Genomic DNA, 20,550 nt, shown 5'->3' with positions numbered 1-20,550 from the left:
CATGGAGATCGACGCAGCACGCGAGGTGAGGACCACCTGCCCCTATTGCGGGGTGGGCTGCGGCGTGCTGGCGAAGGTCGCCGCGGACGGGCAAGTGTCCGTCCGCGGCGACCCCGATCATCCCGCGAATTTCGGCCGACTCTGCTCCAAGGGCTCGGCGCTCGCAGAGACCATCGGCCTCGACGGCAGGCTGGTCCATCCCGAAATCCACGACCGCCGGACAGGCTGGAACGAGGCGCTGGATCTTGTCGCCTCGACCTTTTCGCAAACCATCGCCGAGCATGGGCCGGATGCGATCGCCTTCTACGTCTCGGGTCAGTTGCTGACCGAGGATTATTACCTCGCCAACAAGCTGATGAAGGGCTTCATCGGCTCGGCCAACATCGACACCAATTCCCGGCTGTGCATGGCCTCGTCCGTCGCCGGTCACCGCCGCGCCTTCGGCGCCGACACGGTGCCGGGAACCTACGAGGATCTGGAACTCGCCGACCTCATCGTGCTGGTCGGCTCCAACCTCGCCTGGTGCCACCCTGTGCTCTACCAGCGCATTGCGGCGGCCCGCGAAAAGCGGCCGGAGATGAAGGTCGTGCTCATCGACCCGCGCCGCACAATGACATCCGATATCGCCGACATGCACTTGGCGATCGCGCCAGATGGCGACGTCGCCCTGTTCACCGGCCTGCTCGCCTGGCTCGGCCAGCACAACGCGCTCGACCGTGCCTATATCACGGCGCACACGACCGGCTTCGGCCAGGCCCTTTTCGCCGCCTCCGCGCTCGATCTTGCCGGCGTGGCGGCGGCCACGGGCTTGAGCGAAGACGAGCTCAGCCGTTTCTATAGCCTGTTCGCCGCGACCGCGAGGACGGTGACGGTCTACAGCCAGGGTGTGAACCAATCGTCGTCCGGCACCGACAAGGTCAATGCCATCATCAACTGCCATCTCGCCACCGGCCGCATCGGCAAGCCAGGGACAGGACCGTTCTCGGTGACCGGCCAGCCGAACGCCATGGGCGGCCGCGAGGTCGGCGGCATGGCCAACATGCTCGCCGCCCATATGGAGATCGACGACCCTGGGCATCGCGAACGCGTGCAGCGCTTCTGGAGCGCCCCGGCGATTGCCGGAAAGCTAGGCCTGAAGGCGGTTGAGATGTTTCAGGCAGTAGCCGGCGGGCGCATCAAGGCGCTGTGGATCATGGCCACCAACCCGGTCGATTCGATGCCGGACGCCGATGCCGTCGAAGCGGCGATCAAGGCTTGCCCGTTCGTCGTGGTGTCGGACGTGCTGGCCGGCACCGATACCATCCGCCATGCTCATGTCCGGCTGCCCGCCACCGCCTGGGGCGAGAAGGACGGCACCGTAACCAATTCCGAGCGCCGCATCTCGCGCCAGCGTGCCTTCCTGGCAGCGCCCGGCGAGGCGCGGCCCGACTGGTGGATTGTTGCCGAAGTGGCGCGGCGGATGGGGTTTGGCGAGGCGTTTGGACATGTCACGCCGGCGGAGATCTTTGGTGAGCACGCGGCACTGTCCGGCTTCGAGAACGATGGTGCGCGGGATTTCGATATCGGGATTTACGCGGGGATCGATGGGGAGGAATACGAGGCGCTGGCGCCTTTCCAATGGCCGGCGTCGAGCCGAGCCGCCCAATCTCCACGGCGTCCTGAGCAAGGCGCTCGCGCTGTGCGTGGCTCTTCCACCACCCGCTTCTTCGCCAACGGCAACTTCTACACCTCCGATGGCAAAGCCCGCTTCATCCCCATCCGCGCCTCGACCGACACCCGCACCAATCCCGACTTCCCGCTCATCCTCAACACCGGCCGCATCCGCGACCACTGGCACACCATGACGCGCACCGGCAAAAGTGCGCGTCTGTCCCAGCACATCGCCGAGCCTTTCGTCGAGATCCACCCGGCGGATGCGCAGCACCATGGCATCGGTGACGCCGACATCGTGCGTATCTCCAGCACGCGCGGCGAGGTGCTGGTCCGCGCCCTGATCACGCCCCGCCAGCGCCGCGGCAGCGTCTTCGCGCCGATGCACTGGACCGACCAGTTCGCCGCCAGGGGCCGGCTCGATACACTGACCGCGCCGCTCGTCGACCCGGTCTCGGGCCAGCCGGCGTTGAAACACGTCGCGGTTCGCATCGAGAAATTTGCCGCAAAGGCATTTGGCTTCGCCGTGACGCGGCACCGCCCCGAGGCGATCGCCGCCGATTATTGGGCCGTGGCCCGCTGCAAGGGCGGCTGGCGGATCGAGCTGGCCTTTGCCGACGACGCTGCCGACTGGACAGCCTTCGCCAGCCGGCTCTTCGATGCCTCCTCGGTCGAAATGCTCGCCTATCACGATCGCGACACCGGCCAGCACCGGATCGCCGCCTTTGATGGCGAGCGCCTGGTCGGCGCCTTGTTCGTCGCGCCCGGCCCCGTCGCAGTGTCGCGCGGCTGGGCGACAGAACAGCTCGAAGAGGTCCACGCCAGCCAGCGCGAACGCTTCAGGGTCGTCGCTGGCCGAGCCGGTGCCGAACGGCCCGATGCCGGTGCCACCGTCTGCTCCTGTTTCAATGTCGGGGCCAACCAGATCGTGGCCGAGGTGGCGGCCGGCTGCACCACGGTTGAAGCCATCGGCGGCGCGCTGAAGGCCGGCACCAATTGCGGCTCCTGCCGCTCCGAGATCCGCGCCATCATCCAGGCCAACCGCGTTCAGGCCGCCGAGTGAGCCGCACGCAGGGCCATTGACCCGGCCGGGAAAGCCGCGCCAAACCTGTCCAACTGTTAATTCGACTTCGCGCGGGTTCGGCCATATTGGTTGATGGGGGTAAGAGATGCCGCCATGGACCAGCAGTTGGAAATGCCCCTGCCGACGACCGTCGCGCCACGCCGTTCGCATGGCTGGATTCCGTGGCTGATCTTCATTGCCATTGTCGCCGCCACCGGCGCCTATTTCTATCAGCGCCCGCATGTCGAGGCGAGGCAGCCCGGCGGCAGGCGCGGCGCGCAGCCGACGACGATCGGCGCCGCCGCCATCGAAAAGGGCGCGATAGACGTCACCCTCAATGCCCTCGGCACGGTGACCTCGCTCTCCACCGTCACCGTCAAGCCGCAGGTCACCGGTCCGCTCGTCCACGTGAATTTCAAGGAGGGCCAGGACGTCAAGAAGGGCGACCTGCTGGCTGAGATCGATCCCCGCCCCTACCAGGCGGCGCTCGCCCAGGCCCAGGGCCAGCTGGTGCGCGACCAGGCGATGCTCAAGGATGCCCAGCTCGACCTCGTTCGCGACCAGAAGCTGGTGGCCCAGGGGACGGCGACGCCACAGACCCTCGACGCGCAGGTCGCCCTTGTCGCCCAGGACCAGGGTTCCATCCAGGTCGACCAGGCGATGATACAGACCGCCACCCTCAATCTCGATTATTGCCGCATCCTGGCTCCAGTCGACGGACGCGCCGGACTTCGCCAGGTCGATGAGGGCAACTACGTAACCCCCAGCGATGCCAACGGCATCGTCGTCATCACGCAGGTCCAGCCGATCAGCGTGCTGTTCACCGTGCCCGAGGATGAACTGCCCGCGATCGCGCAACGCATGCGGCAGGGCGCCACGCTGCCCACATCAGCCTTCGACCGCGCCGGAGCCAAGAAGCTCGCCGACGGTCAGCTCGAAACCTTCGACAGCCAGATCGATCCGAGCACCGGCACCATCAAGCTGAGGGCGGGCTTCGCCAACGAAGCGCGCGTCCTCTATCCGAACCAGTTCGTCAACGTCGCGCTTCTGGTCGACGAGCACAAGGACGCGGCCATCGCCCCCATCGCGGCGATCCAGCGCGGCCTGCCCGGCACCTTCGTCTACCTGGTCAATCCCGACAGCACGGTCGCCGTGCGCAAGGTCACGCTCGGCGTCACCAATGGCGAACGCGTCGAGATCCTCGCCGGGCTGAATCCCGGCGACCGCGTCGTCGTCGACGGCGCCGACAAGCTCCGCGACGGCGCTCATGTCAACCTTCAGCAGGACGGCCAGGCGCCGGTCTCGCCTCGGGCGACGGCGCCAATCCCGGCGAGCGAGACCCCATCAGCTCAGACCCCTGCCCCGACCCCGCCACAGGCAGCAGCCCCATCGGACGGACAGGCGTCGGATGGGCAGACACCAAGTGGGGAGACAACCAACGGACAGACGCCCGATGGCACGGCACACAAGCATCAGGGCCACAAGCATCGTCGTTCACAGTCAGGGCAGCCGGAGTCCGGACAGCAGCAATGAGCCCGTCGCGAGCCTTCATCCTGAGGCCGGTGGCGACATCGCTGTTCATGGTCGCCATCATGCTGTCAGGCCTGCTGGCCTATCGCTATCTGCCCGTCTCTGCGCTGCCCGAGGTCGACTATCCGACCATCCAGGTGCAGACCTTCTATCCCGGCGCCAGCCCTGACGTCATGACCTCCTCGGTCACGGCACCGCTGGAAGTCCAGCTCGGCCAGATCGCCAACCTCAACCAGATGAACTCTGTAAGCTCGGCCGGCTCCTCCGTCATCACGTTGCAGTTCAGCCTGGCGATCTCGCTCGACGTCGCCGAACAGGAGGTGCAGGCCGCCATCAACGCCGCCGGCAATCTGCTGCCGGCCGACCTGCCGGCGCCGCCGATCTATGCCAAGGTCAATCCTGCCGACGCGCCGGTGCTCACCCTCGGCCTGATCTCGGCGACCATCCCGCTGCGCGACGTGCAGCAGCTTGCCGACACCAGGCTGGCGCAGAAGATATCGCAACTGCCGGGCGTCGGCCTGGTCAGCCTCTCGGGCGGCCAGCGCCCCGCCGTACGCGTCCAGGCCGATCCGCGCAAGCTCGCCGCCTACGGCCTCAACCTCGACGATCTGCGCACGACGCTGGGTAGCGCCAACGTCAACACGCCGAAGGGCAATTTCGACGGGCCGTCGCGCGCCTACACCATCAATGCCAACGACCAGCTGAAGAGCGCCGACGAATACCGTTCGCTGATCGTCGCCTACAAGGACGGCGCTCCGGTGCGGCTGAGCGACGTGGCCGACGTGGTCGACGCCACCGAGAACAACCGGCTGGCGGCCTGGATGAACAGCACGCCGGCGATCATCCTCAACATCCAGCGCCAGCCCGGTGCCAACGTCATAGACGTGGTCGACCGCATCAAGGCGCTGCTGCCGCAGCTCCAGGCCTCGCTGCCAAACGCCGTCGACGTCAAGGTGCTTACCGACCGCACCACGACCATCCGCGCTTCCGTGCGCGACGTCGAATACGAGCTGACGCTGTCGATCATCCTGGTCGTGCTGGTCATTTTCGTCTTCCTGCGCAGCGCGCGCGCCACGCTGATCCCGAGCCTTTCGGTTCCCCTGTCGCTGGTCGGCACGCTGGGCGTCATGTACCTGTTCGGCTTCAGCCTCGACAATCTGTCGCTGATGGCGCTGACCATCGCCACCGGCTTCGTCGTCGACGACGCCATCGTCGTCATCGAGAACGTGGCGCGCTACGTCGAAGAGGGCGCCACGCCGCTGCAGGCGGCGCTGAAAGGCTCGCAGCAGACCGGCTTCACCATCATCTCTTTGACCGTTTCGCTGATCGCGGTGCTGATCCCGCTTCTGTTCATGGGCGATGTCGTGGGCAGGCTGTTCCGCGAATTCTCCATCACGCTCGCCACCACCATCCTGATCTCGGCCGTGGTGTCGCTGACGCTGGTGCCGATGGCCTGCGCCAAATTGCTAAAACCGGTGGCGGCGGTGCGCGAGAACGCCCTGCAACGCGCCAGCCGCGACTTCTTCGACTGGGTGATCCGGGGCTACGGCAGGGCTTTGACTTGGGTGCTCGACCGGCAGACGCTGATGCTGGTAGTCGCCGCCGCGACCTTGGTGCTGACGGTGGCCCTGTACGTGGTCATCCCCAAAGGGTTCTTCCCCGTGCAGGACACCGGCGTGATCCAGGCGATATCGGAGGCGCCGCAGTCGATCTCCTATGCCGCCATGGCGGAGCGCCAGCAGCAGCTGGCCGCCATGATTCTCAAAGACCCCGATGTCGACAGCCTGTCGTCCTTCATCGGCGTCGACGGCACCAACACCACGATGAATGTCGGCCGAATCCTGATCAATCTCAAGCCGCATGAGGAGCGCAGCGCCGACATCACCACGGTCATCGCGCGCCTGAAGCAGGAAGCCGCTTCGGTGGCGGGTGTGACGCTCTACATGCAGCCGGTCCAGGACCTGACCATCGACGGCCAGGTCAGCCGCACCCAGTATCAATTCGTGCTGCAGGACGCCAATGCCGACGAGCTCGGGGAATGGACGCCGAAGCTACTCGCCAGATTGAACACGCTGCCGCAGCTCGCCGATGTCGCCAGCGACCTCTCGAACAGCGGCCTTGCCGTCTTTGTCGACATCGACCGCGACCAGGCCGCGCGCTTCGGCATCACGCCGGCGACCGTCGACAACGCGCTTTACGACGCTTTCGGCCAACGCATGGTCTCGACCATCTACACCACGTCGAGCCAGTCCCGCGTCATTCTCGAAGCCGCCCCGTCGGAACAGGATTCACTCAAGGCGCTCTCTTCCGTCTACTTGCCGTCGTCGACGGGCGGCGCCCCGGTGCCGCTGTCGGTGGTGGCGACCACCCATGTCGCCACCACGCCGCTGCAGATCACCCATATGGGTCAATTCCCGGCCACCACCGTCTCGTTCAACCTGGCGCCCGGCGCGTCGCTCGGCGAAGCCGTAACCGCGATCCAGCAGGCGCAGGCCGATATCGGCATGCCGCTCAGCATCATCACCAGTTTCCAGGGCGCGGCGCGCGCCTTCCAGGCTTCGCTCGACAACACGCTCTTCCTGATCCTGGCGGCCGTGGTGACGGTCTACATCGTGTTGGGCGTGCTCTATGAGAGCTTCATCCACCCGATTACCATCCTCTCGACGCTGCCTTCGGCCGGCATCGGCGCGCTGCTGGCGCTGATGATCGCCGGCCAGGACCTGACCATCATCTCGATCATCGGCATCATCCTGCTGATCGGCGTGGTCAAGAAGAACGCCATCATGATGATCGACTTCGCGCTCGACGCTCAGCGCCATGAAGGCAAGGCGCCGCGCGAGGCCATTTACCAGGCCTGCCTGCTGCGCTTCCGCCCGATCCTGATGACGACTCTTGCCGCGATGCTGGGCGCCCTGCCGCTGATGCTCGGCACCGGAGTCGGCTCGGAACTGCGCCATCCGCTGGGTGTCTCCATCGTCGGCGGCCTGCTGCTCAGCCAGTTGCTGACGCTGTTCACCACGCCGGTGATCTACCTCTGGTTCGACCGCCTCGCCGCCCGGTTGCGGGGCATCGAACCCAATCTTCCCCGAACTCCCGATCTTCCCCGCACCACGGGCGCGGACGCCAGGCGATGAACCTGTCGGTTCCCTTCATCCGGCGGCCGGTGGCGACGACGCTGCTGACCTTCGGCCTGCTGGCGGCCGGGCTGGTGGCGTTTCCGCAACTGCCGGTGGCGCCATTGCCCGCGGTCGACTACCCCGTGATCTCGGTGACGGCCTCGCTGCCTGGGGCCAGCCCGCAGGTGGTGGCCAACACCGTCGCCAGCCCGCTCGAGCGGCATCTCGGCGAGATCGCCGACGTCAATGAAATGACCTCGTCGAGCAGCGTCGGCAGCGCCCGCATCACCTTGCAGTTCGGCCTCGACCGCGACATTGACGGCGCCGCGCGTGACGTCCAGGCGGCGATCAACGCCGCCCGCGCCGACCTGCCGTCCGGCCTGCGCTCCAACCCGACCTATCGCAAGGTCAATCCCGCCGACGCCTCGATCCTCATCCTGTCGATGACATCCGACACCCTGTCCAAGGGCCAGCTCTTCGATGCCGCCAGCACCGTGCTGGCGCAGAAGCTTTCGCAGGTCGACGGTATCGGCGAGGTGTCGGTGGGCGGCAGCTCGCTGCCGGCTGTGCGCGTCGAACTCAACCCGCAGGTGCTCTACGATTACGGCATCGGGCTGGAGGACGTGCGCGCCGCCCTTGCCTCCGCCAACGCTCACAGCCCAAAGGGCGCCATCGACGTGGGCCAGCAGCGCTATCAGATCTACGCCAACGACCAGGCCAATCAGGCGGATGCCTATCGCTCGCTGATCGTCGCCTACCGCAACGGCGCGCCGGTCAGGCTTTCAGATGTCGGCCAGGTCAATGATTCCGTCGAGAACATCCGCAATGCCGGTCTCGCCAACGGCAAGCCGGGCGTGCTGATCATCCTCAACCGCTCGCCCAACGCCAACATCATCGCGACGGTCGACCGGGTGAAGGCGATGCTGCCGACGCTGCGCGCCTCGATCTCGCCTGCCGTCGACCTGTCGGTGGCGGTCGACCGCTCGACCACTATCCGCGCTTCACTGAGCGAGGTCGCGCACACGCTGATGATCGCCATCGGCCTGGTGATCCTCGTCGTCTTCGCCTTCCTGCGGGACGTCCGCTCCACCCTGGTGCCGATCGTTGCCGTGCCGGTATCGCTGATCGGTACGCTTGGCGTCATGTACCTGATGGGCTTCAGCATCGACAATCTTTCGCTGATGGCAATGACGGTCGCCACCGGCTTCGTCGTCGACGACGCCATCGTCGTGCTCGAAAACATCACCCGCCACACCGCTTCCGGGATGGGCCGCATGGAGGCGGCGATCAAGGGCTCACAGGAGGTCGGCTTCACCGTGCTGTCGATGAGCCTGTCGCTGATCGCGGTCTTCATCCCGATCCTGCTGATGGGTGGCATTGTCGGCCGGCTGTTCCGCGAATTCGCCATCACGCTGTCGGCGGCGATCCTGGTCTCGCTGGCCATATCGCTGACCACCACGCCGATGATGTGCTCCATCCTGCTGCGGCCCGAGGGACAGCGCCAGCACGGTCGGCTCTACCGCTTCAGTGAGCGCATCTTCGAGGGCATGCTGGGCTTCTATCGCCGCTCATTGTCCTGGGCGCTGAACAACCCCTTGCTGATCATGGCGGTGCTGGCGGCAACGCTCTGCCTCAACGGCTACCTCTATGTCACCATTCCGAAGGGCTTCTTCCCGCAGCAGGATACCGGACGGCTGACCGGCTCGATCCAGGCCGACCAGGCGACCTCCTTCCAGGCAATGTCGCAGAAGCTCAGCCAGTTCGCCGGCATCGTCAGCAAGGATCCGGCCGTCGACACCGCGGTCGGCTTCACCGGCGGCGGTCAGACCAATTCCGGCTTCATGTTCGTATCGTTGAAGCCGCTGGCCGAGCGCAAGATCTCCGCCGACCAAGTTATCGCCAGGCTGCGGCCCAAACTGGCTGGTGTGCCTGGCGCCACGCTCTTCCTGCAGGCGGTGCAGGACATACGCGTCGGCGGGCGCCAGTCGAACGCGCAGTACCAGTACACTCTGCAAGGCGACAGTTTCGACGAGTTGGCGGAGTGGGCGCCCAAGCTCGCCGCCGCGCTGCAGACGGAACCCAAGCTCACTGACGTCAACTCCGATCAGCAGAGCAAGGGCCTGGAAGCCGACGTCACCATCGACCGCGACACGGCGACCCGCCTCGGCATATCAGCCAGCGAGATCGACAACACGCTCTACGACGCCTTCGGCCAGCGCCAGGTGTCCACTATCTATGTCCAGCGCAACCAGTATCACGTCATCATGGAGGTGGCGCCGCAATACTGGCAGAACCCGGACGCGCTGAACAAGGTCTATGTCAGCACGTCGGGCGGCTCGGTGCATGGCTCGCAGGCAAGCAATGCGGTCGCCGGCACATTCGTCACTTCGGGCCAGCGCACCAGCGCCCAGTCGGTCGCCGCCGACGCGGCGCGCAACCAGGCCAACAATTCGATCACCAGCACCGGCAGGAGCGCCGCCTCGACCGGTTCGGCGGTCAGCACCGGAGCCGAGACCATGGTGCCGCTGTCGGCCATCGCGCATTATGGGCCCGGCAGCACGCCGCTCTCGGTCAACCACCAGGGCCTGTTCGTCGCCACCACGCTGTCGTTTAACCTGGCGCCGGGCGTGGCCCTCGGCGAAGGCGTCGCGGCCATCAACGCGGCTGCCGACCGCATCGGCATGCCAACAACCATCCACGGCAGTTTCCAGGGCACGGCGCGCGTGTTCCAGGACTCGCTCTCCGACCAACCGCTGCTGATCCTTGCGGCGCTGATCGCCGTCTATGTCGTGCTTGGCATTCTCTACGAGAGTTACGCCCACCCGCTGACCATTCTCTCGACCTTGCCCTCGGCCGGCGTAGGCGCCCTGCTGGCGCTGACGCTGGTCAACATCGAATTCTCGATCATGGCGCTGATCGGCATCATCCTGTTGATCGGCATCGTCAAGAAGAACGCGATCATGATGATCGACTTCGCGCTGGCCGCGGAGCGCAACGAAGGCAAGCCGGCGCACGACGCCATCTACCAGGCATGCCTGCTGCGCTTCCGCCCGATCATGATGACGACAATGGCGGCGCTGTTCGGCGCCGTGCCGTTGGCGATCGGCCTTGGCGAAGGGGCCGAACTGCGTCAGCCGCTCGGCATCGCCATCGTCGGCGGCCTGATCCTGAGCCAGATCCTAACCCTCTACACGACCCCGGTCATCTACATCTATGTCGACCGCTTCGGTCGCTGGTGCCGGCAATTGCGCCTGGCGATGCCGCGCTTGCGAACGCTGCGCCCGCAAGCTGGAGAATGAACGCCGTCGCGCAGCCTACCGCATCGACCCGGCACCACAGACACATCGAAGCGGCAAGCATGGCGGACCGCCCGCCACGCGCCCCGGACCTGCTGGAAACAGACAAGCCTTCGGCTTGTTGGCCAATCGCGATCTTGCTTCTATACTTCACCCGGCCACTCGTTATTCGAGGTAGTATGCGGACAAGGCTTCGCCGCCGGGCGATCGCAGATCGCTCGTCTTCGCAGCCATTTCTCGAATTCATGTCCGAAAGGCGTGCCCCCGCCGCTCGGATGACGCGGAAACTATGCCCGGCATTTGTGAAGGTCAATTCAACGGACGGCCGTTAGACTGACTATTATTGGGAGGAGTTTTCCCAGCCATAGCAATCAGTTAGCGAATTGGATCATGAGCCCTTCGCCGTGGGTGCTCGTCTCGGCTGGCCCTGTTCTCCGTAATCGGTACGTCTGGACACACGTGTTGAAGGCTGGAAAATGGGGAACGCAACTTCGCTATCCGAGTTGATTCCAAGCACCGGGAGATCAGCGCTGAATCTGGAAGACATAGCGGCCCATCCGGCCTTGCACCGCTCCGTTCAGGAACAGTCTCAGTCCCTGATCCGCATCTATGAGGAAACCCCGCGACTGGCTTCCATCTTTGCCACGCAGCAGCGCTGGCTGTTGGCGCATGTCGGCCTTGCCATGCACTTCAGGCGTGACCCCAACGACCGCCGCAAGGAGCTGACGGTCTCGCGTTTCATCGAGGTCGTGCACAAGAACGCCGTGGCGAGCCGCAACACGGCGGACGCCTTCATCAAGGAGATGCTGCATTACAACATCGCCGAGTATGTGGCCGGCGGCGACGGCCGCACGCATCCCCTGCAACCGACGGCGGCCACCATAGAGAGATTCACAGGCTGGGTAACCGCCCATCTACGCACGCTCGACCATATCGATGGCGGCGACCGGCTGGCCAGATTCCTGGATCGGCCTGACATGCTTGCCACGCTGCAGCCGCTGGTGGCTGACGGCCTGCTTGCCTCAAAGCCGGTGCGCGAACCCAACCAGACTTTTTCCCTGTTCATCTGGCTCAACAATGGCGGCATCGTCATGGATTGGCTGATGTCGGGCATCGATCCCGCCCATGCCGGGCTGGAGCGGATTCCGACCAGTGTCGTTTCGATCGGCGACTTCGCCAAATGGCTCAAGCTGTCGCGGACCCATCTCGGCCGCAAACTGCGCACCGCCGAAGAACTCGGCAGCATTGGCTGGCTGGGCCAGCGTGGCCATTCGGTGATGTGGGTGTCGCAGGGGTTCTACAAGGAATACATGACCGTCCAGGCCGCCAAGCTGGCCGTCGTCGATGGCGCCTTTCAGGCTTGTTTCCCCCCTTCGCAAGGCGACAACTGAGCCGCTCCGCGCACAACCCACGGTACACATTCACCCACTATTGACCCCGGCATCTGGACATGGGCGCCGAAGGCTGAAAATGTGTCCCTGCGTCGTCGCGACAAGGGGGCTTATCGCAGCGGGGGAGAATGACGCTCACATTGGAAGATATTGCCGGCCATCCGGCATTGCATCGCTGTGTCCGCGTCCAGGCGCAGGCGATGAACCGGACCTACGAGACGAACCCGCGGCTTTCCTCGGTGTTCGCCACGCAGCAACGCTGGCTGATGGCCCATATCGGTCTCGCACTGCATTTCAGGCGAGAGCCAGACGACTATCGCAAGGAGCTGACGGCGGCGCGTTTCATCGACGTGATCGGCCAGCATTCCGTGGCCAGCCGCAACACGGCCGACGCCTTCATCAAGGAGATGCTGCACTACGGTTTCATCGAGTATGTGCCCGCGCCACAGGACGGCCGCATCCGCCCGCTGCGGCCGTCGCTGGCCTCGCTGGAGCCGGTTACCCTGTGGCTGTTGGCACATCTGCACACACTGGACAGTCTCGACGGTGCGGACCGCGTGGCCCTGTTCCTGGCACGGCCGGACGCACTCGCCAGGGTGCAGCCTGGGATTGCCGATGGCTTGCTCTCGTCCCATCCGGTGCGCGAGCCCAAACAGACCTTTTCGCTGTTTACCTGGCTCAACAATGGCGGCGTCGTGATGGACTGGCTGTTCTCAGGCGTCGATCCCGACCATGTCGACCGCGATCGGATCCCGACCGGCATCGTCTCGATCGGCGATTTCGCCAATTGGCTGAAATTGTCGCGAACGCACCTAGCGCGCAAACTGCGCGATGCCGAGAACCTCGGCAGTGTCGGCTGGCTCGGCCAGCGCGGCAATTCGGTGATGTGGGTGTCGCGCGATTTCCATCAGGAATACATCACCGCCCAGGCAGTGAAGCTGGCCATCATCGACGCCGCCTTCGCCGAAGCCTTTGGCTCGACGGCAGGCCGTTGAGGGGTGCGGCATCCCCCGCACGGGAGAAGCACGAATCCGTCACGCCCGTTGGCACTCCAATGGCCGCCATGCGCGGCGCCGTGATCGGCGAGGACCCGTATGAAGAGACGCCACGAAAAGCCGACGCTGGACAAGCGTCAGAAGCTGTCCAGCGTCACGGCGGCGTGTACGCCTTCCACCTGTGTCGATTGATGCTCGCTTAGCTTGGTCGACACTGACCTCGGGTAAGCCTGGATCTTCTCAATCGATGTCGAACGAGACGCCCTGGGCAAGCGGCAGCGCCTTGGAATAGTTCACCGTGTTGGTGGCACGGCGCATATAGGCCTTCCAGGCATCGGAGCCGCTCTCACGGCCGCCGCCGGTTTCCTTTTCGCCGCCGAACGCACCACCGATTTCCGCCCCCGAAGTGCCGATATTGACATTGGCGATGCCGCAGTCCGAACCGTCGACACCGAGGAAACGCTCGGATTCCTGCAGGTCGCGGGTGAAGATCGACGAGGACAGGCCGGCACCGACCGCATTGTGCTCGTCGAGCACAGCGTCGAAATCCGAATATTTCATCACATAGAGGATCGGCGCGAAGGTCTCTTCGGTCACCGGTGAAACCTGCTGCGGCATCTCGACCAGCGCCGGATGCACATAATAGGCATCCGTGTGGCCGTTCTCGACCCGCGCGCCGCCGGTCACCTTGCCGCCATGGGCGGTGGCTTCCTTGAGTGCTTTTTGCATGGCGTCGAAGGCGGCCTTGTCGATCAGCGGCCCGACCAGCGACGAGGTCTCGAGTGGATTGCCGACCGAGACGCTCTGATAGGCCTTCTTCAGGCGCGGCAGCAGCGCGTCATAGACACTTTCATGCACGAACAGGCGCCGCAGCGTCGTGCAGCGCTGCCCGGCCGTGCCCATGGCGCCAAAGGCAATGGCGCGCAGCGCCATGTCGAGATCGGCTGTCGGACAGACGATGCCGGCATTGTTGCCGCCCAGTTCCAACACGGCGCGAGCGAAGCGCTTGGCCAGCCGCGGCCCGACATCCCGGCCCATGCGGGTCGAGCCGGTGGCCGAAACCAGCGGCACCTTGGGATGGTCGACCAGGATTTCGCCGACGGCCCGATCGCCGATCAGCACCGGCGCCAAGCCCTGCGGCGCGTCAGTGCCGAAACGCTTCACGGCGCGCTTGAAGATCGCCTCGCAGGCGAGCGCGGTCAGCGGCGTCTTCTCCGACGGCTTCCACACCACCGCGTCGCCACAGACCAGCGCCAGCGCCGCGTTCCACGACCACACCGCGACCGGGAAGTTGAAGGCCGAAATGACGCCGACGACGCCGAGCGGATGCCAGGTTTCCATCATGCGATGGCCAGGACGCTCGGTCGCGATGGTCAGGCCGTACAATTGCCGCGACAGACCGACGGCGAAATCGCAGATGTCGATCATCTCCTGCACTTCGCCCAGACCTTCGGACGGAATCTTGCCGACCTCGATCGACACCAGCCGGCCAAGCTCGGCTTTGTGCGCACGCAACTCCTCGCCGAGAAGCCGGACGAGTTCGCCACGCTTCGGGCCCGGCACCAGCCGCCAGGTCTGGAACGCCTTGTGCGCGGCGTCGATGGCCATGGCCGCATCGGCCGGCGAGATCGTTGTCAGCGCCGCGATCTCTTCGCCCGTCACCGGGCTGCGCACGACAAGGTCGCCGCCGACAAGCGCGTCCTTGGCCACACCCAGTTTCGCCAGAAGCTCGGCCGTTTCCTTCGCTATGGTCATTCTTGTTCCTTTCAAATCCCATCATATGGCGTCGGGTCAAAACCTTCGCCATGCCGCCCGCATGCCGAAAAGGCACTTCAGGCACAATCATGGCGTGGCCTTACTCGTTTCAAGGGAAAATCGCCACCCCGGCATGGTCCAAGGCCAAATGACACGATTGATCCAGGCGACACGCCAGGCAACACGAACGGCCATAGGGGCAAACGTGGCTCAGTTGGCCTTTTTCGCCGGCGTGCGCACGGCACCGTCCTTCATCAAACGGTCGATATGCATGCGGATATGGGCCGCTTCCGCCGCCGTGTTGGCAAGAGCGATAGCGCGGTCGAAGGCGACCCGCGCCTCCTCGCCCCGGTCGAGCTGCATAAGCAGCCCGCCCTTCAGGCCGAAGAAGTGGAAATAGCCGGAAAGCCTAGGCTCCAGCGGCTCGATCATGGCAAGCGCGGCTTCCGGGCCGCGCACCTTGGACACCGCCACCGCGCGGTTGAGTGTGATGACCGGCGACGGCTGCATCTGTTCGAGCAGGCCGTACAGCAAGTCGATCTCCACCCAGTCGGTATCCTCGGCCTTCTCTGCCCGGGCATGCAGCGCGGCGATCGCGGCTTGGATCTGGTAGGGGCCGGGCTTGCGATGGCGCAACGCCTTGTCGACCAGCGCCAATCCCTCGTCGATCATCTTGCGGCTCCACATCGAGCGATCCTGGTCCTCGAGCAGCACGATCTCGCCGTCCTCGTCGAAACGGGCCGATGCGCGGGCATGCTGCAGCAAAAGCAGCGCCGTCAGTCCCATGATCTCCGGCTCGGTCTGGAACAGCCGCAGCAACAGCCGGGCGAGCCGGATCGCCTCCTCGCACAGCGGCGCCCGGGCCGGGGCCTCGCCGCTGTTGGTCGAATAGCCTTCATTGAAGATCAGGTAGACCATGGCGGCGACAGCGGCGAGCCGTTCGGAGCGCTCGACCGCGCCAGGCGTCTCGAACGGCACGCCGGCATCGGCAATGCGCGCCTTCGCGCGGGTGATGCGCTGCTCCATGGCGCTCTCGCCGACCAGGAAGGCGCGCGCGATCTGCTTTACGGTGAGACCGGAGACGATGCGCAGCGCGACCGCTATCTGTTGCGTTGCCGGCAAATCGGGGTGGCAGCAGATGAACAGAAGCCGCAATATGTCGTCGCGATAGTGCGCGCCGTCCAGCCGCTCGGCGATATCGCTCTCGGCATCTTCCAGATCGGAGATCTGGTCCTCTTCCGGCATCGGCGCCTGCTTGGCACGCTTGCGCACCGCGTCGATGCCGCTGTTGCGGCCGACAAAGATCAGCCATGCCGCCGGATCACGCGGCGGCCCGTTCTGCGGCCAGTTCTTCAATGCCCTGAGGCAGGCATCCTGGAAAGCTTCCTCCGCCGTGTCGAGATCGCGGAAATAGCGCAGCAGCGCACCCATCGCCTGCGGGCGGGCGGAGCTGATCGCCGAGCTGATCCAGGCAAGTTCGGTCATACGGCCACCTTGGTGGGGTTGAACACCGAGACCGGCCGGATCTCATAGGAGCCGCCGCTCGGATTGACATCGGAGAGCTCACGGGCGAATTCGACTGCCTCGTCGAGGTCGGCGCATTCCAGCGTGTAGAACCCGAGGAACTGCTCCTTGGTCTCGGCGAATGGTCCGTCGATGACGATCGCCTCACCCTTGACCTTCCGCAGCGTCGTCGCTGCCGTCGTCGGCAAAAGCCGCGCCACGGGACCGAGCCGGCCGGCCTTGGCGTACTTGTCCTGGACGTTGAGGAGATTGGCCATGACTTCGTCGTCCTGCGCCTTGCTCCAGGAGCTGACGACGTCTTCGGAGGCATAGCAGAGGATGGCATAAAGCATGATTGGCCCTTTATCTCAGTCAAAGGACGAAACAGTAGGACCGATCCCGACACGACGTCGACAAAAAAAACCGGATGGGACACCGCCAATTGCTACCAGTCACCGTTCGTGCGTCTGCAGCCACCGCAGCACGAGAACTTCCTCGTCATCGAGACCGTCGATCGACCGTTTGCGCTTGTTGGCTTCCGCCATTTCGGCCAGCAGCCGTCCCTGCGACCAGGCCTCGAAAACGCGCGGGTGGATATAGCATTTGCGGCAGACGGCACGGGTGTTGCCCAGCCGCTCGGCGACCTTGTCGATGACGCTGTTCATCGCCCGCTTTTGCTGTGCCTGGCTTTCCGGCAGCTCCGTCCGCGCGAACAGCGACGCGGCATGGATGGTGCCGCCCCACGTGCGGAAATGCTTGGAGCTGAACGCATCGCCGGCAGCGTCCCTGATGTAGCGATTGACGTCGTCGGAACGGACAGGCCGCCTGTTGCCGCCCTCGTCCAGATACTGGAACAGCTTCTGGCCAGGCAGCTCCTGCGCCCCCCGCACGATCCCGGCAATGCGGCGATCGACCAGCTTCAATTTCCATTCCTTGCCGGATTTGCCCTTGAAGGCGAAGCGCAGGCTCGAGCCCACGATATCGACATGACGGTCTCGCAACGTCGTCAGCCCAAAACTCTTGTTGTCGCGCGCATAGGCGGCATTGCCGACGCGGATCATCGTGTTGTCGAGCAGCCAGACGACTGCGGCGACGACACGCTCGAACGGCAGTCCGCGACGGCGCAGATCGCTGTCAATCATGCCCCGCAAGCCCGGCAGGCTTTCGGCAAAGGCGACAAGGCTAGAATATTTGGCGCCGTCGCGTTCTTCGGCCCATTGCGGATGATAGCGATACTGCTTGCGGCCCCGTTGATCCCGACCGGTCGCCTGGATATGGCCATCGGCATCGGGCGAGATCCAGACATCGGTCCAGGCCGGCGGAATGACGATCGCCTCGATGCGCGCCCTTGCGGCATCCGAGACCGCTTTCCCGTCCGGTCGCTTGTAGGAAAACCCGTTGCCGACCTTCAGCCGGCGTATGCCGGGTTCGGCGTCGCTGACATAGGTCAGTGCGGCGTGTTGGGCCGAGCTGTGCCCATGCCGGCCGAGGCTGTCTTCCTCTGCGGATGACCGTCGAAAATTCACCTTCGGCTTGTCCAGCATGATGTCTCCACCAGATCCGATCCGAAGATAAGCAACGGATACGCCACCGGTTCCGAAGAAGTTGCTGGATTGCCGTTATTCCGTGATGCCGCTCGCAAGGTCGGCCATCCACATCCCGCCATCATCGATATGGATCGGCTGGTAATCACGCCCCGGCGAAATGGTCTCGAACCGGGCATCGGTTTCGTCGGCTAAATAGTCGTAGCCGATATCCTGCATCTCATGATTGGGATCGAGATACTGATACAGTGCCTGTCGGCCGAGACGTCGCCTGGGTTCGATCATCTTCAGATGGTACAGGTTGAGACCGCTATCTCGCTCCTTGAACGCAAGGTCCGCAGGGTACCAAAGTCCATGCAGATCCTTTGCGTGGTAGTGTATCGGATCGTATGCGCTGAAAAGGCGATGTTGCATTTTGTCACCCCACAGGCCGTCAACCCTGTAATCCGTTGAGGAATACATCTCGCGGAACCGGAAGCCCCATGCGGTCCTTCGGCGGCGATCCGTCAGTTGCCCGATGCGCTCGGCCGCTGCGCGCTCCAGCCGTTCGTCAGGGTCGACAGCCAGAATCCAATCGGCTCCCGCATCATTCGCGGCTTCGAGCAGCAATTGCCGTCGCTGCGTCTCGCTGCTGAAAACGCCTTCCGCTTGACGATCGTCGAAGGCTATCCAGCCGTCGACAACGGAATCCAGATTGGCAATCAGATCGGGAACCAGATGCGCATCATAGCGATAGCTGAAGACAGCAATTGTTCGCTGGCGCGTCCATAACAGTCTGCCGCGTCGCCAGCGCCTTGGCTTGATGTGGCTAGAGATCATTCTTGGCTCGCCCCGCCATTTTCAACTGGGCGCGAGCGCCTCGATAAACGCCGAGCGATTTCGCCAACAACGCCAACAGGACGAGCGGCATCGAGCGCCTGGCGAAAGCCAGCTCCGCGCCAGACAGTCCAATCTGCACCAATCTTCGAACCTGACGGCGATCGCTGAAAGTATTGCGGGCAAGCCGAAGAGGTTTGGACGGGGTTGTCCCTGTGTAGTAGGCGCCAGTGCGATAGCCGCGCCCATACTGGTCGACGAGCAAACCAAGCAAGCGCGTTTGGTTGCGATGAATAGTTTTGACCCGTGGATACCAGAGTGGCTCGAGTTCCGGCGGCAGCCGCTTCAAAAAATCGGTGTCCTCGGCAACCCGCATCGATTCGTCGAACACGCCGTACTTTTCAAACAACCGGCGATCGAAGGAGACACCGTAGCGAAGCGCAAGCTCCGCCGGCAGGCCAGGAAGCCGGCGGACGAACAAGGCAAGATATGCGGCACAGGCAAATGGATTTTGAGGATGGCTGTTCAAGATCGCGCTCGACACCATCGGGGCGCCGGACAGATGCTGAGATAACCGCGCCTCTGCCCAATCGGGGCAGGCGAGGCAATCATCCGCAAGAAATGCAACAAATGGCGCCTTAGTGGCGGCAATACCGATATTGCGCGCGGCCCCGACAAATAGCCGGTGGGAAATTTCAATCACCGGCACATCCAAACCCGCCTCAGAGAGAAGCGACTTGGCGTCGCCTCCGCCAGAGTTGACCACCAATATCTCGAGAGCCACGCCTTGATCGAGGAGTGATCTGACCGATCCGATCATGCTTGGTGGCGCACGATAGCCAATCACAACGACCGCCAAATTCGGCTTGGCTGTCATAAAGCACTTTGCAAGGGGATTCTTGGCGCCGAAAACCATCGCCAGCAGGAGACTTTGGCCTTGTAACGCATACAACGCCAAGCATCCGACGGTCGCTTGGGCGCGGCGGCGGCCACGGCCAGGAAGCGCGCGGCCATATCCAGGTTTCCGCGAGCGTAGTGAACACGGGCGATTTTGAGGGCGACGAGCCCTTCCCGGGTCTTGAGCGCCGAGACGGGGATATCGCTGTCGACGAGTTTGCGCAATTCCTTGCGCCACTCCAGGAAGCGTCGCACGGGATTGATCGTGAACCGATTGTCGGAACGTTCAACGGAAACCTCGTAGATCATGACCGGCTGCGGGATCATGCCAAGAGATGCTTTGCTCATCAGCCGTGCCCAGAACAGCGTGTCCTCATCATAGGCAAGGCCGACTGGAAACCGCGTCTCGCCGATCAGGTGCCGGGATGCGAGCACGCTGCCCACGGCGACTGACCTGATATCGCCCTTAACATAGGCCGAGGCATTGGCCAGGCACCCTGTTTGGTAGCCATTGGGCACTTTGATCTGCCGATCCTGGCCATTCACCCGTCGCCGGTAGGCACCAACGATCATGCCGGCTTCCGGCTGGCTCTCCGCCTGCCGCAGCAGCGCGCGCAATCCACCCTGGAGGTGCAAATCGTCGGCGTCGATCAGGTACACCCAGGGATGGAGCGCTTGTGCCAGCGCGACGTTGCGGGCACCTCCGGCATCGCGGCAAACGGTCGGCAGAACGCGCAACGGCAGTCCGAGTTGCGCCGACGTCTCCCGTGCCACATCAGCCGTGTTATCGGTCGATGCGTCGTCTACCAGCAAGACCTCGCCGATGACCTCGGCTTCACTGCCAAGCGACGCCAGCGTTCTCGCAATGGTTGCCGCCGCATTGTGAGCAGGAATAACGACGCTGACCGCTTTCAATTACAAGACCCCGCGTCCGTGCGTTTTACCAGTACAATTGGCTGTCCCTCGAAACGACTATAGATTAGCGGCCCTTTCC

13 protein-coding genes are annotated in these 20,550 nt (G+C 64.2%); 6 read left to right on the top strand and 7 right to left on the bottom strand.

Translation table 11 applies throughout. The features are described 5' to 3' along the window. Position 1: 1 nt before the first annotated feature. From EB233_RS10710 to EB233_RS10685, 6 genes are all read left to right on the top strand, one after another. Entirely contained in the window at positions 2-2,713 is a 2,712-nt protein-coding gene (locus EB233_RS10710; RefSeq protein WP_064988901.1) for a nitrate reductase, read from the top strand. A gap of 114 nt (positions 2,714-2,827) precedes the next feature. Next, positions 2,828-4,246, top strand: coding sequence for an MdtA/MuxA family multidrug efflux RND transporter periplasmic adaptor subunit (locus EB233_RS10705; RefSeq protein WP_064988902.1), 1,419 nt, complete (start codon positions 2,828-2,830; stop codon positions 4,244-4,246). After that, the gene (locus EB233_RS10700; RefSeq protein WP_064988903.1) at positions 4,243-7,377 is read left to right on the top strand and encodes an MdtB/MuxB family multidrug efflux RND transporter permease subunit; all 3,135 of its coding nucleotides are present in this window, start codon (positions 4,243-4,245) and stop codon (positions 7,375-7,377) included. Before EB233_RS10705 ends, EB233_RS10700 begins: the two co-directional genes overlap by 4 nt. Further along, positions 7,374-10,658: an efflux RND transporter permease subunit gene (locus tag EB233_RS10695; RefSeq protein WP_064988904.1), complete on the top strand. Its 3,285-nt coding sequence runs from the start codon at positions 7,374-7,376 to the stop codon at positions 10,656-10,658. Before EB233_RS10700 ends, EB233_RS10695 begins: the two co-directional genes overlap by 4 nt. A 473-nt stretch (positions 10,659-11,131) precedes the next feature. After that, positions 11,132-12,046 carry a hypothetical protein gene (locus tag EB233_RS10690; RefSeq protein WP_064988905.1) on the top strand — a complete coding sequence of 305 codons (915 nt, stop codon included), beginning with the start codon at positions 11,132-11,134 and terminating at the stop codon, positions 12,044-12,046. Between the two features lie 128 nt (positions 12,047-12,174). Continuing rightward, positions 12,175-13,041, top strand: a complete 867-nt coding sequence (locus EB233_RS10685) for a hypothetical protein (protein ID WP_064988906.1) — start codon at positions 12,175-12,177, stop codon at positions 13,039-13,041. Positions 13,042-13,281: 240 nt separating this feature from the next. Here the strand turns inward: EB233_RS10685 and amaB are convergent, their stop codons facing one another. From amaB to EB233_RS10650, 7 genes are all read right to left on the bottom strand, one after another. Beyond that, entirely contained in the window at positions 13,282-14,796 is a 1,515-nt protein-coding gene (amaB, locus tag EB233_RS10680) for an L-piperidine-6-carboxylate dehydrogenase (protein WP_064988907.1), read from the bottom strand. Between the two features lie 210 nt (positions 14,797-15,006). Further along, positions 15,007-16,281, bottom strand: coding sequence for an RNA polymerase sigma factor (locus EB233_RS10675; RefSeq protein WP_064988908.1), 1,275 nt, complete (start codon positions 16,279-16,281; stop codon positions 15,007-15,009). Continuing rightward, entirely contained in the window at positions 16,278-16,652 is a 375-nt protein-coding gene (locus EB233_RS10670; protein ID WP_064988909.1) for a YciI family protein, read from the bottom strand. The genes EB233_RS10675 and EB233_RS10670 overlap by 4 nt, the downstream gene beginning before the upstream one ends. Positions 16,653-16,751: 99 nt before the next feature. Further along, the gene (locus EB233_RS10665) at positions 16,752-17,843 is read right to left on the bottom strand and encodes a DNA topoisomerase IB (protein WP_064988910.1); all 1,092 of its coding nucleotides are present in this window, start codon (positions 17,841-17,843) and stop codon (positions 16,752-16,754) included. Positions 17,844-17,918: 75 nt separating this feature from the next. Further along, the gene (locus EB233_RS10660) at positions 17,919-18,662 is read right to left on the bottom strand and encodes a glycosyltransferase family protein (protein ID WP_155765316.1); all 744 of its coding nucleotides are present in this window, start codon (positions 18,660-18,662) and stop codon (positions 17,919-17,921) included. After that, positions 18,652-19,536 (bottom strand): glycosyltransferase family 2 protein, encoded by an 885-nt coding sequence (locus EB233_RS10655; RefSeq protein WP_171892222.1) that lies wholly within the window; start codon positions 19,534-19,536, stop codon positions 18,652-18,654. Before EB233_RS10655 ends, EB233_RS10660 begins: the two co-directional genes overlap by 11 nt. After that, the gene (locus EB233_RS10650; protein ID WP_064988914.1) at positions 19,533-20,471 is read right to left on the bottom strand and encodes a glycosyltransferase family 2 protein; all 939 of its coding nucleotides are present in this window, start codon (positions 20,469-20,471) and stop codon (positions 19,533-19,535) included. Before EB233_RS10650 ends, EB233_RS10655 begins: the two co-directional genes overlap by 4 nt. Positions 20,472-20,550: the final 79 nt, after the last annotated feature.

It is taken from the genome of Mesorhizobium erdmanii, from assembly GCF_013170725.1.
GTDB classification, from domain to species: domain Bacteria; phylum Pseudomonadota; class Alphaproteobacteria; order Rhizobiales; family Rhizobiaceae; genus Mesorhizobium; species Mesorhizobium erdmanii.
Note: the sequence above shows the minus strand (reverse complement) of the source record. Positions and strands in the feature narration are given on the sequence as shown.

Bases quoted from the DNA above. Each gene is read 5' to 3' on its own strand.
- EB233_RS10710 (WP_064988901.1), top strand. From the start codon at position 2: ATGGAGATCGACGCAGCACGCGAGGTGAGGACCACCTGCCCCTATTGC.
- EB233_RS10675 (WP_064988908.1), bottom strand. From the start codon at position 16,281: ATGACCGAACTTGCCTGGATCAGCTCGGCGATCAGCTCCGCCCGCCCG.
- EB233_RS10690 (WP_064988905.1), top strand. From the start codon at position 11,132: ATGGGGAACGCAACTTCGCTATCCGAGTTGATTCCAAGCACCGGGAGA.
- EB233_RS10660 (WP_155765316.1), bottom strand. From the start codon at position 18,662: ATGATCTCTAGCCACATCAAGCCAAGGCGCTGGCGACGCGGCAGACTG.
- EB233_RS10655 (WP_171892222.1), bottom strand. From the start codon at position 19,536: ATGACAGCCAAGCCGAATTTGGCGGTCGTTGTGATTGGCTATCGTGCG.
- EB233_RS10665 (WP_064988910.1), bottom strand. From the start codon at position 17,843: ATGCTGGACAAGCCGAAGGTGAATTTTCGACGGTCATCCGCAGAGGAA.
- EB233_RS10670 (WP_064988909.1), bottom strand. From the start codon at position 16,652: ATGCTTTATGCCATCCTCTGCTATGCCTCCGAAGACGTCGTCAGCTCC.
- amaB (WP_064988907.1), bottom strand. From the start codon at position 14,796: ATGACCATAGCGAAGGAAACGGCCGAGCTTCTGGCGAAACTGGGTGTG.
- EB233_RS10695 (WP_064988904.1), top strand. From the start codon at position 7,374: ATGAACCTGTCGGTTCCCTTCATCCGGCGGCCGGTGGCGACGACGCTG.
- EB233_RS10705 (WP_064988902.1), top strand. From the start codon at position 2,828: ATGGACCAGCAGTTGGAAATGCCCCTGCCGACGACCGTCGCGCCACGC.
- EB233_RS10685 (WP_064988906.1), top strand. From the start codon at position 12,175: ATGACGCTCACATTGGAAGATATTGCCGGCCATCCGGCATTGCATCGC.
- EB233_RS10700 (WP_064988903.1), top strand. From the start codon at position 4,243: ATGAGCCCGTCGCGAGCCTTCATCCTGAGGCCGGTGGCGACATCGCTG.